The following is a 14,307-nucleotide window of genomic DNA, read 5'->3' on the forward strand; positions in this document are numbered from 1 at the left end:
TTGCGCGTTGTGCATGGCGAATGAGCCGTTCATTTGAATTTCGGCAATTCAGCGCATACCACCTTGTTCATCGGTCTTTTCCGGGGAGCCGAATCAAAGGTTCATGCAAGACTGATCGCCGTCACGGCCCCAAGAGATTGCCGAGGTCATGCATACGCAGTACGTCATCCGCCAGCGCGGATGAGGCGATGCGCCTCAGGCGATCCGGGTCGGCCGACTCAAACCATTGAACATAGGGGATGACTCATGGGTGACAGTCTTTGCCTGAGCCGCGCGCGGCCGTCTTCCGCTGCCGTTGCGCAGCGCACCGTGCGCCGGCAGCGACAGCTGCCGCGCTTGAACCTGCTGTACCTCGCCGCGCTCGGTGCCCTCGGCGCCTTCGGTGCCTTCGGTGTGTTACCCGGCGCGGCCCACGCGCAGACCACCCTGGACTTCTCCACCGGCTGGGCCGGCGTCGGCAACAACGTCACCTACCAGACGACGCCGTTCACGACGACCAGCAAGGGCACGCCGTTCACGTTGACGCCGCCGACCGGTCAGGGCATGTGGCGGCTGACGCCGGTCAGCGCAAGCATCAACGGGGCCGCCGCCGCGGACACCGCGCTGGGACTGACCGCCGGAACCGTCGACGCACTGCTCAATCACAACCCCAATTTCGGCGGCAGCGTCACCAACTTCTCGGTGTTGTCGCAGTCGCTGACGCTCAACGCGGGGACATATTCATTCTCCTGGGCGCTCAACGTCACCGACCACGGCTTCAATGACGGCGCGCTCTTCTCGTTGTCGGGCAACGGCTTGAATTACCTCGAGTCGCTGGCGCGGGCGGGCGGTCCCGGGGACACGGCCGGTCCGTCGCCCAACACCTATGTGGCCTACCTCTTCGACACGGCCGACGGCGTCACGCCCTGGCTCACCACGACGTTCAACATCGCGACGACGGGCACCTACCTGGTCAGCTTCGCGGACTACAACTGGAACGACCTCGCCGTCCCGCCGAACTTCTTCCTGGCCAACACCATCGGGACCTACACGGGCAATCCGCTGGCGGGCACCAACGCACCGCCCGCCACGCCGGACATCACGTCGGGCACGGTGACCGGCTCGGATCTGGTGAACGGCACCGTCAATCCGGTGTTCGACGGCGGCACCCTGCGGGCCGACGTCAACAACGCCGTCTACAGCGCCAACCTGGCGATCAAGGGCGCCGGCGGAACGATCGACCAGAACGGACTGAATTCGACCTTCAGCGGCGTACTGTCCGACCAGGCCGCCGGCACGCCCGGCGCGATGAGCTTCGTCAACGCCGGCGCGAGCGGCGGGTCGATCACGCTGACCGGCGTCAACACCTACACCGGCCAGACGACGATCGGCAGCGGCGCCACGCTGGCGCTGGCCGGCGCCGGCAGCATCGCCACGTCGAGCCGGCTGGTGAACGACGGCGTGTTCGACATCGCCGGCACCACCGCCGGCGCCTCGTTGACCAGCCTCGCGGGCACGGGCTCCGTGGCGCTCGGCGGGCAAGTCCTGACCCTCACCAACGCCGCGGACACCTTCGGCGGCGTCATCGCCGGCAGCGGCGGCGTCACCCTCGCCGGCGGCACGCAGACGCTGTCCGGCGTCAACACCTTCACCGGCGCCACGTCGGTCGCCGGCGGCGCGACCCTGGCGCTGTCGGGCACAGGCAGCATCGCGGCATCCAGCGGGCTCGCCAACGACGGCACCTTCGACATTTCCGGAACGACGGCCGGCGCATCGCTGAAGAGCCTGACCGGCGGCGGCACCGTCGCGCTGGGCGCTCAAAGCCTGACGCTGACCAACGCCAGCGGCGGCTATGCGGGCACGATCGTCGGCAGCGGCGGTCTGACCGTCGCCGGCGGCACGCAATCGCTGTCCGGCGTCAACACCTTCACCGGCGCCGCATCGGTCGCCAGCGGCGCGACCCTGGTGCTGACGGGTGCGGGCAGCATCGCCGCGTCCAGCGGACTCGCGAACGACGGCAGCTTCGACATCTCCGCCACGACGGCAGGCGCGACGCTCCAGAGCCTGACGGGCGGCGGCACCGTCGCCTTGGGCGCTCAAAACCTGACACTGACCAACGCCAGCGGCGGCTTTGCAGGCGCGATCGACGGCAGCGGCGGAGTCGCCGTCGCCGGCGGCACGCAGACGCTGTCCGGCGTCAACACCTTCACCGGCGCCACGTCGGTCGCCAGCGGCGCGACCCTGGCGTTGACGGGCGCGGGCAGCATCGCGGCATCCAGCGGCCTCGCCAACGACGGCACCTTCGATATTTCCGGAACGACGGCCGGCGCATCGCTGAAGAGCCTGACCGGCGGCGGCGCAGTCGCCTTGGGCGCCCAGACCCTGACGCTGGCCGACGCCAGCGGCGGCTATGCGGGCACGGTCGGCGGCAGCGGCGGTCTGGCCGTGGCCGGCGGCACGCAATCGCTGTCCGGCGTCAACACCTTCACCGGCGCCACCTCGGTCGCCAGCGGCGCCACCCTGGCGCTGACGGGCGCGGGCAGCATCGCCGCGTCCAGCGGGCTCGCGAACGACGGTAGCTTCGACATCTCCGCGACGACCGCGGGCGCGACGCTCAAGAGCCTGACCGGCGGCGGCACGGTCGCGTTGGGTGCTCAGACCTTGACGCTGACCAACGCCGGCGGCGCCTATGGCGGCAGCATCGGCGGCAGCGGCGGCCTGGCCGTCACCGGCGGCACGCAGACGCTCTCGGGCGTCAACGGTTTCACCGGCGCGACCTCGGTCGCCAGCGGCGCGACGCTGGCGTTGTCCGGCGCGGGCGGCATCGCCACCTCCAGCGGCTTGATCAACAACGGCAGCTTCGACATCTCCGCAACGACTGCGGGCGCGACGTTGAATACCCTGACCGGCGGCGGTACGGTGGCGTTGGGTGCTCAGACCCTGACGCTGGCCAACGCCACCGGCGCCTATGCGGGCACGATCAACGGCAGCGGCGGTCTGGTCGTGGTCGGCGGCACGCAGGCGCTCTCGGGCGTCAGCGGCTTCACCGGCGCGACCTCGGTCGGCGGCAACGCCATCCTGGCGTTGACGGGCGCGGGGAGCATCGCAGCCTCCAGCGGTCTGGCCAACAGCGGCCGCTTCGACATCTCCGGGACGACCGCGGGCGCCACGCTGAAGACCTTGACCGGCAGCGGCATCGTCGTTCTGGGCGCTCAGACCTTGACCCTGTCCGACGCCAGCGGCAGCTACTCAGGCAGCATCGCCGGCAACGGCGGACTGGCCGTTGCCGGCGGCACGCAGACGCTGTCGAGCGCCAACGGCTTCCTTGGCGCCACGTCGGTCGCCAGCGGCGCGACCCTGGTGCTGACGGGCGGAGGCAGCATCGCCGCGTCCAGCGGCCTCGCCAACAACGGCAATTTCGACATCTCCGCGACGACGTCCGGCGCGACGCTGGCGGGCCTGACCGGCGGCGGCAGCGTCGCCCTCGGCGCACGGACCCTCACGGTGTACAACGCCGGCGGCGGCTACGCGGGCACCATCGCGGGCAGCGGCGGTCTGGCGGTGACCGGCGGCACGCAGTCGCTGTCCGGCGTCAACACCTTCACGGGCGCCACCACGGTCGGCAGCGGCGCCACCCTGGCGCTGTCGGGCGCCGGCAGCGTCGCCGCGTCCAGCGGGTTGACGAACAACGGCAGCTTCGACATCTCCGGCACGAGCACCGGCGCCAGCGTCCGCTCCCTCGCGGGCAGCGGCAACGTGGCGCTCGGCAGCAAGACCCTGACCATCGACACGACGGCCGCGTCCTTCACCGGCGCGATCAGCGGCAGCGGCGGCGTGCGGCTCAACGGCGGCCAGTGGACCGTCGGCAACGCGCAGGCCTACACGGGACTGACGATCCTGGCCGCGTCGACCCTGCATGTGAACGGCAGCCTGGCCGGCGGCGTGAATGTCGGCAGCGGCGCCGTGCTGCAAGGCAGCGGCGCGATCGCGGGACCGGTGACGGTCGCGTCGGGCGGCAAGCTGTCGCCGGGGAACTCGCCCGGCGTGATGACGGTGGGCGCCAGCGTCAGCCTGGCGCCGGGATCGACCTTCGAAGTCGACATCAACGGCGCGACGCCGGGCAACGGCGCGGGACATCACGATCAGCTGGTGCTGACCGGCGCCGGCAGCAAGTTCAGCGCGAACGGCGCGCAGCTCACGGTCAACCTGGTCGGCATCTCCGGCCTTGGCACCTACACGCCGTATTCACCGTCGCTGGGGCAGCGCTTCCAGATCGTCAGCGCGCAGGGCGGGCTGGATGCGACCACCTTCGGCACCCTCTCGCAGCCCACCGGGCTGAAGCCGGGCACGCGGCTGCGCGCGCTGTATTCCGCCAACGGCGTCGACCTGCTGGTCGTGCCGACGGCCTACCTGGCCCTCGCCCAGGCCCAGGGCGCCAACCTGAACACGCAGTCGGTCGCCTCGGCGCTGGACGTGATGGCGGCGGCGCAGGACGCCGGCACCGCCAACGCGGCGCAGAACACGCTGCTCAACACGGTCGGCGGACTCGGCGACGCGGCGCTGCTCGGCACGATGCGCTCGCTCAGCGGCGAGATCCACGGGGCCGTCGCGGCGGCCCTGCCGTCGGCCGGTCAGCGTCTGCAGGACGCGGTGTCCCGGCACGTGTCCGCCCTGGAAACGCGCCAGCGCGGACTCTGGGTCGACTACAGCGGCGGCAGCAGCCGCTGGGCGGCGGACGGCGCCTCGTCGTCGGCGCGCACGCGCGACCGCCACCAGATCACGATCGGCTTCGACGTGATGAACGACGGCACCAACGGCTTCGGCGTGGCGCTGTCGCAGTCCAACCAGAAGCTGCGCTCCGACAGCGGCGGCACCGGCGAGGTCAAGGACACGCTCGGCATGGCGTACGGCCAGTTGGGCCTGGGCGCCGGGCTGATCCTCGACGGACAGGTCGGCGGCGGTGGCGGCAAGGCGCTCAGCAGCCGTGAGGATCCTCTGGCGGCGTTCGGCCTGAGCCAGGGCCAGCTGAAGACCGACGCCTCCACGCGCCAGGCCTTCGCGGGCATCGGCGTGCGCACGGCGATGAACTACGAGAACGTGCGTCTGGTGCCGTACGCCCGCGTCGAGACGCAGCGCGTCAAGCGCGACGCCGTGGTCGAGGACTCGGGATCGCTGGCCGCGTTGAATCTCGGCAAGCTGACGGCCGGCGGCGGCCGCATGGAGCTCGGCGTGGGCGTGGGCTCGCCGGACAAGGATCCGGGCACCTCGCGCTTCACCTTCGGCGGACGCCTGGCCGTGGGCCGCGAGTCGGGCGCGCTGCGGCGCGTGCTGGTCGATGCGAGCCTGGTCGGCGCGGCCATCCAGATCCAGGCGCCGCGCGTCAGCCGCCAGTACCTGCGCGCCGAACTGACGGGCACCTGGCTGGTGATGCCCGGCGGCTACGTGTACGCCGGCGTCAGCGGCCTGACGCGGGAGAACCGGACGGACAGCTCGTTCACGCTGGGCGCCGTCGCCACGTTCTGAGGTCGTTCTGAGGGGTTGTGGGGCGGCCCGGTGATGAACTCGCCGGGCCGCCAGTTCAAGCCGCCTCGCGCCACCGCGCCTCACCGTGGGTCGCCACCCGGACTGTCACATCCGGGAGGTTAAGCTGAGGCCCAAGGAGCGAGCGATGAACGTTTCCAGGGCCTCGGCCTACGGCGAGCGCGTCGGCGCCGTCAGCTACCGTTTCGACAGCCTGCGCGAGTTGATGGCCAAGGCCACGCCGGAGCGCTCGGGCGACCGGCTCGCGGGCGTGAGCGCCGAGTCCGAGCAGGAACGCGTCGCCGCGCAGATGGCCCTGGCCGATCTGCCGCTGAAGACCTTCCTCAACGAAGCCCTGATCCCGTACGAGGACGACGAGGTCACGCGCCTCATCGTCGACGGCCACGACGCCGCGGCGTTCGAGCCGATCAGCCACCTGACGATCGGCGGGCTGCGCGAGTGGCTGCTCTCGGACGCGGCGGACACCGTCGCGCTGACGCGCCTCGCGCCGGGGCTCACGCCCGAGATGGTCGCCGCGGCGAGCAAGATCATGCGCAACCAGGACCTGATCCTGGTGGCGCGCAAGTGCGAGGTCGTCACGCGATTTCGCAACACGCTGGGGCTGTCGGGCCGGCTGTCGACGCGGCTGCAGCCGAATCATCCGACCGACGACGTCAGCGGCATCGCCGCCAGCGTGCTGGACGGCCTGATGTACGGCAGCGGCGACGCGGTCATCGGCATCAATCCCGCCACCGACAACGTGACCCAGGTCGGCCATCTGCTGCGCCTGCTCGCGGAGGTCATCGAGCGTTTCGAGATCCCCACGCAGAGCTGCGTGCTCACGCACGTGACCAACACGATGCAGTGCATCGAACGCGGCGCGCCGGTCGATCTGGTGTTCCAGTCCATCGGCGGCACGGAGGCGACCAACCGCAGCTTCGGCGTCGACCTGAAGCTGCTGGCCGAGGCGCGCGCGGCGGCGCTGTCGCTGGCGCGAGGCGCCGTCTTCGACGACGGCCAGCGCGGGCGGCACGTCATGTACTTCGAGACCGGCCAGGGCAGCGCACTCTCCGCCGGCGCCCACCATGGCTGCGACCAGCAGACCGTCGAGGCGCGGACCTACGCGGTGGCGCGGCACTTCGAGCCGCTGCTGGTGAACACGGTGGTCGGGTTCATCGGGCCGGAGTACCTGTACGACGGCAAGCAGATCATCCGCGCGGGATTGGAAGACCACTTCTGCGCGAAGCTGCTGGGCCTGCCGATGGGCTGCGACATCTGCTACACCAACCACGCCGCCGCGGATCAGAACGACATGGACGTGCTGCTCACGCTGCTGGGCGTGGCGGGCTGCAACTTCATCATGGGCATTCCGGGATCGGACGACGTGATGCTCAATTACCAGACGACCTCGTTCCACGACGCGCTGTATGCGCGGCGGGTGCTGGGTCTGCGCGCCGCGCCGGAGTTCGAGCGCTGGCTCGAACGCATGCGCATCGCGCAGCCCGGCGCGCCGGGGCATCTGGTGGACGGCATGTCGCCTGCCTTCGCAGCGTTGCTGCCGTCGTCATGAGCGACGCCCTCACCCGCAACCCCTGGCACACGCTGCGCCGCCACACGCCGGCGCGCATCGGATTGGGTCGCGCGGGCGTCAGCCAACCGACGGCGGCGCACCTGGCGTTCCAGCTCGCGCATGCGCAGGCGCGGGACGCGGTGCATCGAGAGCTGGATCACGAAGCCCTCGCGGCATCGTTGAACGAGGCGGGGTTGGAGACGCTCGATCTGCACAGCGCTGCCGCCGATCGGGCGGAGTACCTCCAGCGGCCGGATCTCGGACGACGGCTCGACGACAAGTCGGCGGTCGTGCTGTCCGCGCTCGATGCGGAGGATCAACCCGATCTGGCGCTGATCGTCGCGGACGGACTGTCCGCGTTGGCGATCGAGCGGCATGCGCTCGCGTTCATCGAAGCGCTCCGTCCGCTGCTCGCCGGCGACTGGCGCTGGTCGCCCGTGTCCATCGTCCGTCAGGCGCGCGTCGCGATCGGCGATCCCATCGGTCACGCGTTGGGAGCGAAGCTCGTCGTCGTGCTCATCGGCGAACGCCCGGGTCTGAGCTCGCCCGACAGCATGGGCGTGTACGTCACCTGGGCGCCCCGACCCGGCCGCACGGACGCGGAACGCAACTGCATCTCCAACGTGCGGCCGGAGGGGCTCGCGCCGGAAGCCGCGGCGGCGCGGCTCGCGTGGTTGCTCAACGAGGCGCGAGCGCGGCAGGTGACAGGTGTTGCGTTGAAGGATGAGAGTGCTGATGCGGCGCCGGCCGTTGAGACACGGGGGACGTTCCGGCTGGATGGCAGTTGATGACTGCCACGGCCGCTGGCCCTCACCCCCGCCCTCTCCCGCAAGCGGGAGAGGGAGTGAGAATGCACCGAGCCATTCGAAGCGGGGGAAAGAGCGGGCCATTCGGAGCAGGAGCACTGGGGTGGCCCCCTCTCCCGCACTGCGGGAGAGGGCGGGGGTGAGGGCCAGCGGCGGCGGAAGTACGGGAGCCTGCTTCGAGACGCCACAACGTCCCTACCCCGCCTCTGAAACGCCAAGAGCGCTACGCGCCGCGATCACCCCCTGCAACGACCTCAGATAGCGCGTTGCCAGCTCGATCTTCGTGATCTCGTCGATCTTGATCGTCTGGGTTTCCGGCACCCAGATGCCCTTCGAGGACAGCGTGGTGAATCCGATCCTGTCCGAGAGCACGCGGCGCACGGTGCCCACGAAGCAGATGTCCGGATCGGTCGCTTCCGGGTGGACGGCGATGAGCGTCTGCTCCCGTGAGATCGACTGCATCAGCTCGAAGTAGCCGCCTTGGAGATCGAGCCCCGGGATGTCCGACTCGACGCGCCCCCAGACGGAGGCCGCCGCTTCGTGGAAATCGAGGTGCTCGAAGTCCTCCTCGATCGCCACGATGTCCGACCTGGGCAGGAAGCAGAACCCATCCGGATCCAGCGACCCTGAGATCTCCGAAACGACGACCAGACCCGGCGCGTCGACGAGGAGAACGCCGATGACGCTGTCGAGCGGCGGCCGTCGTCTGACTTGAACGATGCGTTGCATCGCTCCAGCTTAAGGCGAAACGAAGCTCTCCTTGCCCGCCTTCCTGTCGTCCTCGGCGATCTTCACGTCGGTCTCGTCGACGACGCCGTCCTTGTTGCGGTCGTGCAGGTTGAACATGCTCATCCCGGCGGCCATGAACTCTTCCAGGCTGATGCCGCCGCTCTTGTCCTTGTCGAGCACGCCGAATCGGACCTTCGCCTGACGCATCTGGCGCTGCAGTTCCTCGCGACGCTTCTCCGGATCGGCGATCTTGCCGATGCGCTGCATCAGCCGACCTTCGAATTCACCGAGGTATTCGGCTTCGCTCAACTGGCCGTCGGCGTTGAAGTCGATGCGCACGAACTCGACCTCGCGGCCGAGCTTGAACTCGGCGAGCAGCACCTTGCCGTCGCCGTTGAGGTCCTGCTCGGCGATGAAGGTGGTGGAGGAATGCGAGGCGGCCAGCACCGGCAGCGCGGCCAGGCCCAGCAGGCTCACGATCAGGGAGCGGTGGAAGGTGGACTTCATGGCTGGGGCTGCACTTCGATGGTCAGGGTGGCCGTGGTGCTGATCCACAGCGCGGGGTTGTCGGGAGAGGCGCGACGCACGCGCACCTGCAGCAGGTAGAGGCCGGCGGTCTTCGGCGTGAAGCTCACCTCGCCGGCGGCGTTGGTGGTGAAGTCCTGCTCCGGCTGCTTGTGGCTCACATAGTTCTGACCATCGGCGATGACGGTCACCGTCTCGCCGGCCAGGGCCTTGCGGGGCTCGCGCACGAGCACCTTGACCGGGCTCCCCGCGTAGAGGTCGTAGGGTTGGGTCACCGGGTAGATGCCGACGCCCTCCATGTCGAAGTCCGCGGTGGTCGGGCGGCCGCGTGTCACGTAGACGTCGGCGCGGGTGATGCTCTGCACGTCGATCGGCTTGTCGCCGGGCTTGGCGTCTTCCGCGCGCTCGGAGAAGACCACCTTGCCGTCGCGCAGCACGCCCTTGGCCAGTCGTCCCTTGCGCACGCCCGACGACACGAGGTACGTGCCGTTGCCGGGGCCGAGCAGCACCTCCAGGTAGCTCGCGTCCTTCAGCACGGCGGCCGGCGTGAGAGGCAGCGTCTTGCCGTCCGGCCCGATCACCTGGAAGGTCTCGGACTTCATCGCCACGTCGGGACGCAGGTCGCCTTCGGCGAAGGACGCCTCGACGGTGACGTGCTTGCGCTGCTCCTCCGCGGTGAAGGTGTTGGGCTTGAGGTAGGGCGAATGGGCCTGGGCGGCGCCCGCGCACAGCAGCAGCGGGGTCAGCAGCAAGCCGATCTTTTGGAACCTGTTGAGGGACATGTCGGTGGAAGCCGGTTGAGTCGTTGAGCGGCTCCGACACCGGACCCGCGGACGGATCGGCACTATAGATGAGAATTGATCGCAATTGAGAATAATTCGCAGGCAGGCAGAACGAACTGCTTCAAGTGCCAGGTCTTGCACCGAGGAATGGGGGCGTCACCGCTCGGCGCCGAAGGTCAGCCCGAGGTGTCGGAGGCGCGCTGCGACGCCTTGGACAACGCATGGCAGCCATCGCAAAGCTTCCGGGTCTGGAAGAGATAGCGCTTCTCGACTTCGTACGCATGCTTCTGCTGGACCGCGGTGAACACGGACGGCGCGTCACAGCGCTCGCACCAGTAGAACTCGTCGAAGTAATGGATGGTCGCGTCGGGCTCGTAGGATCGGGAGCGCTTGCTCGAGTCAGACCATGCCGATTGATCGGCGAGCACCGCCGAATGCTTGGCGGAGTGCCGCCACCTCGCGGCACAGCGCACGCAGACGCCGCCGGTGACCGCGGCGGTCAGCGCGAGGATGGGCGTCCGGCAGTTCCGGCAGGCGGGTCGGGTGGGCATTCTCAGAACCTGTCGCGCATGTCGACCGCACGTTAGCAGAGGCCGGCGGATCGCAGCGACTTGCAGCAAGCGCCGGAGCAAGACCCGTCCCCACCGCACAATCCGCCCATGGACATGCTTCGCACCCTCGCCCTGTTCGTGCTGACCGCCCTCGCCGAGATCGTGGGCTGCTACCTCCCCTACCTCTGGCTGAAACAGGGCAAGCCGATCTGGCTGCTCATCCCGGCGGCGGGCAGCCTCGCGCTGTTCGCGTGGCTGCTCACTCTGCACCCCACGGCCGCCGGCCGCGTGTACGCGGCCTACGGCGGCGTGTACATCGGCGTGGCCGTGATCTGGCTGATGGTGGTCGACAAGATCAAGCCCACCGGGACGGACTGGCTGGGCGTGGCCGTCAGCCTGGTCGGAATGGGGATCATCATGTTCGGGCGACGCGCGGGCTGAGCTCGACGATATTCAGTGGTGCGCCACCTTCTCGATGAATTCGACGAGCTTCGGAATGCCCCTCAGACCGAAATAGCCCAAGGAGATCGCAATGCATGTCGCGAGAAGATAGACAGCCATCATGCTTTGATCCTTGGAATCAAGACTCATCTTGACAACATTGGCTATTCCGGCAACCAGTGCGCCGACAAGAAATCCGCTCGACAGGCCACTCTTCAGACTGTTTACCACGCAATCCGCGACGTTGGCGAGTCCATGTGGAGAATGAATCAGTAGCCTGAGCGTTCCCCCGAGCGCGCCCGCAACAGCGGAGATCAAGGCAATCCATGCAACCCAGTTCCCTGGAACGAGCACGCGCGCAGCGCTGATTACCGCCGTCCAGCAAAGCATCAGACCGACCACTACGCCGACGGCGGCTGCGGTTGATTTGGGATGCCGCTTGGCCCACGGCTTCTTCGAATGAATCTTTAACAGCAGCGCCAGGAACTTCTTGCACTCCTCTTGCGAATCGAGCCCGCCTCGCAGGACCGACAATTCGTTGAGATCGATTCCGGCCAATCGATACACCTGCTCCGTCTCTCTGAACAGCGATCGCGACAGCCCGCCCAGACCGATCATGGCAACGACGGGCGTGTGCTCCTCGAAGGCCATTTCGCATATCACTCTCGGCGTGTCGTTGCCACCGAGTACCAGAACGATGTCCGCCTTTCTCAACGCCTTTCTCCAAGCGGATTCCTTGCTTTTTTCAGTATCGATGTGCGCCCCGGGGACACCGCAGGCCTCCATGGTTTCAAGCGTGCGAACCAAGGGGCGTTCGATGCTGTTGTCATCCCCAAACGCCTTGATCAGTTCTACGTTGAACGGCTTGCTCAACGAATGACCAGTTGCTTCGCGCGACTGCAGCGCACCCATGAAGACGTGGTGATCGCCACTGTTGGGTTCGCTTCCGGCCACGATGAGACGGCAACCAGGATGGAGCAGTTTTCCAACGGCTTCGCACACCCGCTGATATTCAAGAGGATCGCCATCGGTTTCGGGAAGAGAGCCTGTGACAAAGACGCTGATCATTGTTTCCCCCGTGACACTGGAACAGAGAGCCGCCTCGACACGAGCCTGCTAGATGGACTCGAGATTCCAGGGGAAGGTGAGGTAGGTGGCCTGGTTATCGATGCCCCGCGAATGCTCGATCAGCGCGACCAGATCCGGGTGGGCGTCACGGACGCGTTCCACGTCCGCAGCGAAGCAGGCCATGCGTATCGACGCTTCGGGATAGCGGCTCGCCACCAGCCGGCGAACCCGGTCCATGGTGTCGCCAAAGGTCGCCACGTCGTCGACGATCAAGAACGACCGCAGGCCCTCTGGCAGGGTAGGTAATCGCAACGTCCTGGCAAGGTCGGCTGCTCGATCCTTGCGACTGCCTTCAAAGTCGTAAGAGGCGGCTTCCGGCCCCACCGGGACTGTCCGGGTGACGTAGCCGAGCGTCGCATTGGGCGTCAGGTACGACAGCGCCGTGGCCAATGGAGCGCCACTGCGTGCGATGCCCAGGATGCAATCTACGCCGCCCATGCGTTGCGCCAACTCGCGAAGCCAAGCTTCCACGTCCTTCCAAGGTATTGGAACGATCTCTGGTTTCATGGTTGGGATCCGTTCAATGCGGTCGCCGCCAAATCGGCGCGCCGTTGGGGCATGGCGATCGGACGGGCGTGTCCGACCCCTTCCCCGAGGACTTTCAAAACGGCAGCAACTGCGCGAAGCGCAGGAGATCTTCGATCTCCACTCGCGACGGATCGCGCAACGGGATTGCTGACTTCCACTTCGGCGCATCCAGCACGTTGTCCGGTGCCAGCCGTACCAGTTGATGCAGGACATCTGCCACGATCGCACTTCCCACCGGACCCAGGTGCCCCTTATCGACCGGCACACGCGAAGCCTCGGCCAGCACGTAGTACCAGAGCGGGGTCTGCCAGTCGAAACCGCCGGCAATCAACGCCGCGCCTTGAGCTGGACTCGCCTCATTGGCGACATCGCGCAACTGCTGCGGCGTCAGCGGATCGAACACGGGGCCGAGCTTCATCTGCACCGCCCGAGCCACGCTCTGCCCGCTGGGCAGTCCCAGCAGGAGTCCGCGCAGCAGATTGCGCAAGGCCAGGTTGTTCACATCGTTGCCGCCGATCACACCATTCGCGCGCGGCAGCTTCGACAGTTCGTCGGCCAGCAGCGTGTCCATCTGCTTGGTCACGTTGTCGGCTGGCGTTCCGTCCGGATGGTCGACCCACCGCGACCAGTCGATGATCCAGTTCTGCGGCAGGGATTCCACCCCAAAGTTGTCGCCCGAGAACGCGGTGAACGTGAACAGCTGCTTGAGCGTACCGATGGGCGTACTGGCGCTGAGGCCCGAGAGCTCCGAGTTGTAGTTGTAGGCATTGCGCACCATGGAGTGGCCGAAGCGGAATGCCGCGCCTGCGAACTCCAGCGGCATGTACGGACTGGCAGGATCAGGTCGATAAAACAGTCCTTGCGGCTGCGCAAGCACCGACCGCACGATGGCCGGGTCGCAGATCGTCGGCAGGAAGTCATCGAGCACGATGCGCTGGTACAGCCGCTTGAGTTCAAGGTCGGCGGCATCCGGCTTTAGCCCGATCTTTCGCACCAGCAGTCGGTGGGCGCGGAGGAAGGCGACATGCAACTGGGCAACGACCAGATTCTCGTCGTTTCGCGGGTCGCCGATCCTTGCCCGTCTGTCGGTGTCTTCGTTCTGGGAAGGCGGAAGGCGGGGCAGGTCATGCAGTTCGACAAGATCCGGGTCCTCCTTGAACGGCAGGGTCGGACGTGCCGGGCCGGGGCTGACAGGGCCGATGCGCAGGCTGCCATCGGACTCGCGAGGTGTCCCGTCGAACACACTGTCCAGATTCAGCATCGGACTGCGCCGATTGACCAGCTTGGCGAGTTCGCCCCCGTCGAGCGGCGCCACATGACGATGGGCACTGGCCGCATTGAAGGCGGCCTCCATGTTCGACGCCAGGGCCGCGTCGGCGGTCTCGGTCTTCGTGATGTCGTGATCGATGAATTGTCCGAGATAGGTGTAGATCGCAGCGATGCCCGCGTTGCGCTCTCCGCGCGCCTGTGCTGCCGACTCGGTCATCGAGAGGCCCAACGCCGCCAATTGACCGGCGAGCGCGTTGGTGTCCGCCAAACCTGGCAGACCATCGAACATTCGTCCGAAACGGAAGATCTGCTCGCCCGTCGGCGCAGCGGACGGAGGCGCAGCAAGCGCCGCCCTCCGGGCAAAAGGACAGCCGCCGACGGCGGCGTAAGTGAGACGTGTCGCTAGCGGCAACGCGTCGACGTCACCATGGGTGCTGGCTTTCATGCTGATCTCCTGCGGTGGGGCGGGAGCGCATTCT

General features: G+C 67.7%; 11 protein-coding genes. 4 read left to right on the forward strand and 7 right to left on the reverse strand.

Annotation, left to right across the window (positions count from 1 at the left end; all coding sequences use genetic code 11):
• Positions 1 to 246 precede the first annotated feature (246 nt).
• From ACQZ13_RS16650 to eutC, 3 genes are all read left to right on the forward strand, one after another.
• Positions 247 to 5,502, forward strand: coding sequence for an autotransporter domain-containing protein (locus tag ACQZ13_RS16650; protein ID WP_431046330.1), 5,256 nt, complete (start codon positions 247 to 249; stop codon positions 5,500 to 5,502).
• 145 nt (positions 5,503 to 5,647) lie between these two features.
• On the forward strand, positions 5,648 to 7,069 hold the full coding sequence (locus ACQZ13_RS16655; RefSeq protein WP_431046332.1) for an ethanolamine ammonia-lyase subunit EutB: 1,422 nt from the start codon (positions 5,648 to 5,650) through the stop codon (positions 7,067 to 7,069).
• A complete protein-coding gene (gene eutC, locus ACQZ13_RS16660; protein ID WP_431046334.1) occupies positions 7,066 to 7,857 on the forward strand; it encodes an ethanolamine ammonia-lyase subunit EutC in 792 nt (263 codons plus the stop codon). Before ACQZ13_RS16655 ends, eutC begins: the two co-directional genes overlap by 4 nt.
• Positions 7,858 to 8,070: 213 nt before the next feature.
• Here the strand turns inward: eutC and ACQZ13_RS16665 are convergent, their stop codons facing one another.
• From ACQZ13_RS16665 to ACQZ13_RS16680, 4 genes are all read right to left on the reverse strand, one after another.
• Positions 8,071 to 8,604 (reverse strand): hypothetical protein, encoded by a 534-nt coding sequence (locus ACQZ13_RS16665; protein ID WP_431046336.1) that lies wholly within the window; start codon positions 8,602 to 8,604, stop codon positions 8,071 to 8,073.
• Positions 8,605 to 8,613: 9 nt separating this feature from the next.
• A complete protein-coding gene (locus tag ACQZ13_RS16670; RefSeq protein ID WP_431046337.1) occupies positions 8,614 to 9,111 on the reverse strand; it encodes a hypothetical protein in 498 nt (165 codons plus the stop codon).
• Positions 9,108 to 9,881: a DUF4198 domain-containing protein gene (locus ACQZ13_RS16675; protein WP_431046339.1), complete on the reverse strand. Its 774-nt coding sequence runs from the start codon at positions 9,879 to 9,881 to the stop codon at positions 9,108 to 9,110. The genes ACQZ13_RS16670 and ACQZ13_RS16675 overlap by 4 nt, the downstream gene beginning before the upstream one ends.
• 206 nt (positions 9,882 to 10,087) lie before the next feature.
• Positions 10,088 to 10,462, reverse strand: coding sequence for a zinc-ribbon domain containing protein (locus tag ACQZ13_RS16680; RefSeq protein ID WP_431046341.1), 375 nt, complete (start codon positions 10,460 to 10,462; stop codon positions 10,088 to 10,090).
• Between the two features lie 108 nt (positions 10,463 to 10,570).
• Between ACQZ13_RS16680 and ACQZ13_RS16685 the strand changes: the two genes are divergently transcribed.
• Complete coding sequence (locus ACQZ13_RS16685; protein ID WP_431046343.1) at positions 10,571 to 10,903, forward strand: YnfA family protein; 333 nt, start codon at positions 10,571 to 10,573, stop codon at positions 10,901 to 10,903.
• Between the two features lie 12 nt (positions 10,904 to 10,915).
• On the opposite strand, the gene ACQZ13_RS16690 is transcribed toward ACQZ13_RS16685, so the two are convergent.
• The 3 genes from ACQZ13_RS16690 to ACQZ13_RS16700 form a co-directional block, all read right to left on the reverse strand.
• The gene (locus tag ACQZ13_RS16690) at positions 10,916 to 11,971 is read right to left on the reverse strand and encodes a hypothetical protein (RefSeq protein ID WP_431046345.1); all 1,056 of its coding nucleotides are present in this window, start codon (positions 11,969 to 11,971) and stop codon (positions 10,916 to 10,918) included.
• Positions 11,972 to 12,019: 48 nt separating this feature from the next.
• A complete protein-coding gene (locus tag ACQZ13_RS16695; protein WP_431046347.1) occupies positions 12,020 to 12,538 on the reverse strand; it encodes a phosphoribosyltransferase family protein in 519 nt (172 codons plus the stop codon).
• A gap of 94 nt (positions 12,539 to 12,632) precedes the next feature.
• Positions 12,633 to 14,273 carry a peroxidase family protein gene (locus ACQZ13_RS16700; RefSeq protein WP_431046349.1) on the reverse strand — a complete coding sequence of 547 codons (1,641 nt, stop codon included), beginning with the start codon at positions 14,271 to 14,273 and terminating at the stop codon, positions 12,633 to 12,635.
• Between the last annotated feature and the right edge of the window lie 34 nt (positions 14,274 to 14,307).

The organism is Roseateles sp. L2-2 (assembly GCF_050613215.1).
Taxonomy (GTDB): domain Bacteria; phylum Pseudomonadota; class Gammaproteobacteria; order Burkholderiales; family Burkholderiaceae_C; genus Roseateles; species Roseateles noduli.

Bases quoted from the DNA above. Each gene is read 5' to 3' on its own strand.
- ACQZ13_RS16685 (WP_431046343.1), top strand. From the start codon at position 10,571: ATGGACATGCTTCGCACCCTCGCCCTGTTCGTGCTGACCGCCCTCGCC.
- ACQZ13_RS16700 (WP_431046349.1), bottom strand. From the start codon at position 14,273: ATGAAAGCCAGCACCCATGGTGACGTCGACGCGTTGCCGCTAGCGACA.
- eutC (WP_431046334.1), top strand. From the start codon at position 7,066: ATGAGCGACGCCCTCACCCGCAACCCCTGGCACACGCTGCGCCGCCAC.
- ACQZ13_RS16665 (WP_431046336.1), bottom strand. From the start codon at position 8,604: ATGCAACGCATCGTTCAAGTCAGACGACGGCCGCCGCTCGACAGCGTC.
- ACQZ13_RS16680 (WP_431046341.1), bottom strand. From the start codon at position 10,462: ATGCCCACCCGACCCGCCTGCCGGAACTGCCGGACGCCCATCCTCGCG.
- ACQZ13_RS16670 (WP_431046337.1), bottom strand. From the start codon at position 9,111: ATGAAGTCCACCTTCCACCGCTCCCTGATCGTGAGCCTGCTGGGCCTG.
- ACQZ13_RS16650 (WP_431046330.1), top strand. From the start codon at position 247: ATGGGTGACAGTCTTTGCCTGAGCCGCGCGCGGCCGTCTTCCGCTGCC.
- ACQZ13_RS16655 (WP_431046332.1), top strand. From the start codon at position 5,648: ATGAACGTTTCCAGGGCCTCGGCCTACGGCGAGCGCGTCGGCGCCGTC.
- ACQZ13_RS16695 (WP_431046347.1), bottom strand. From the start codon at position 12,538: ATGAAACCAGAGATCGTTCCAATACCTTGGAAGGACGTGGAAGCTTGG.
- ACQZ13_RS16690 (WP_431046345.1), bottom strand. From the start codon at position 11,971: ATGATCAGCGTCTTTGTCACAGGCTCTCTTCCCGAAACCGATGGCGAT.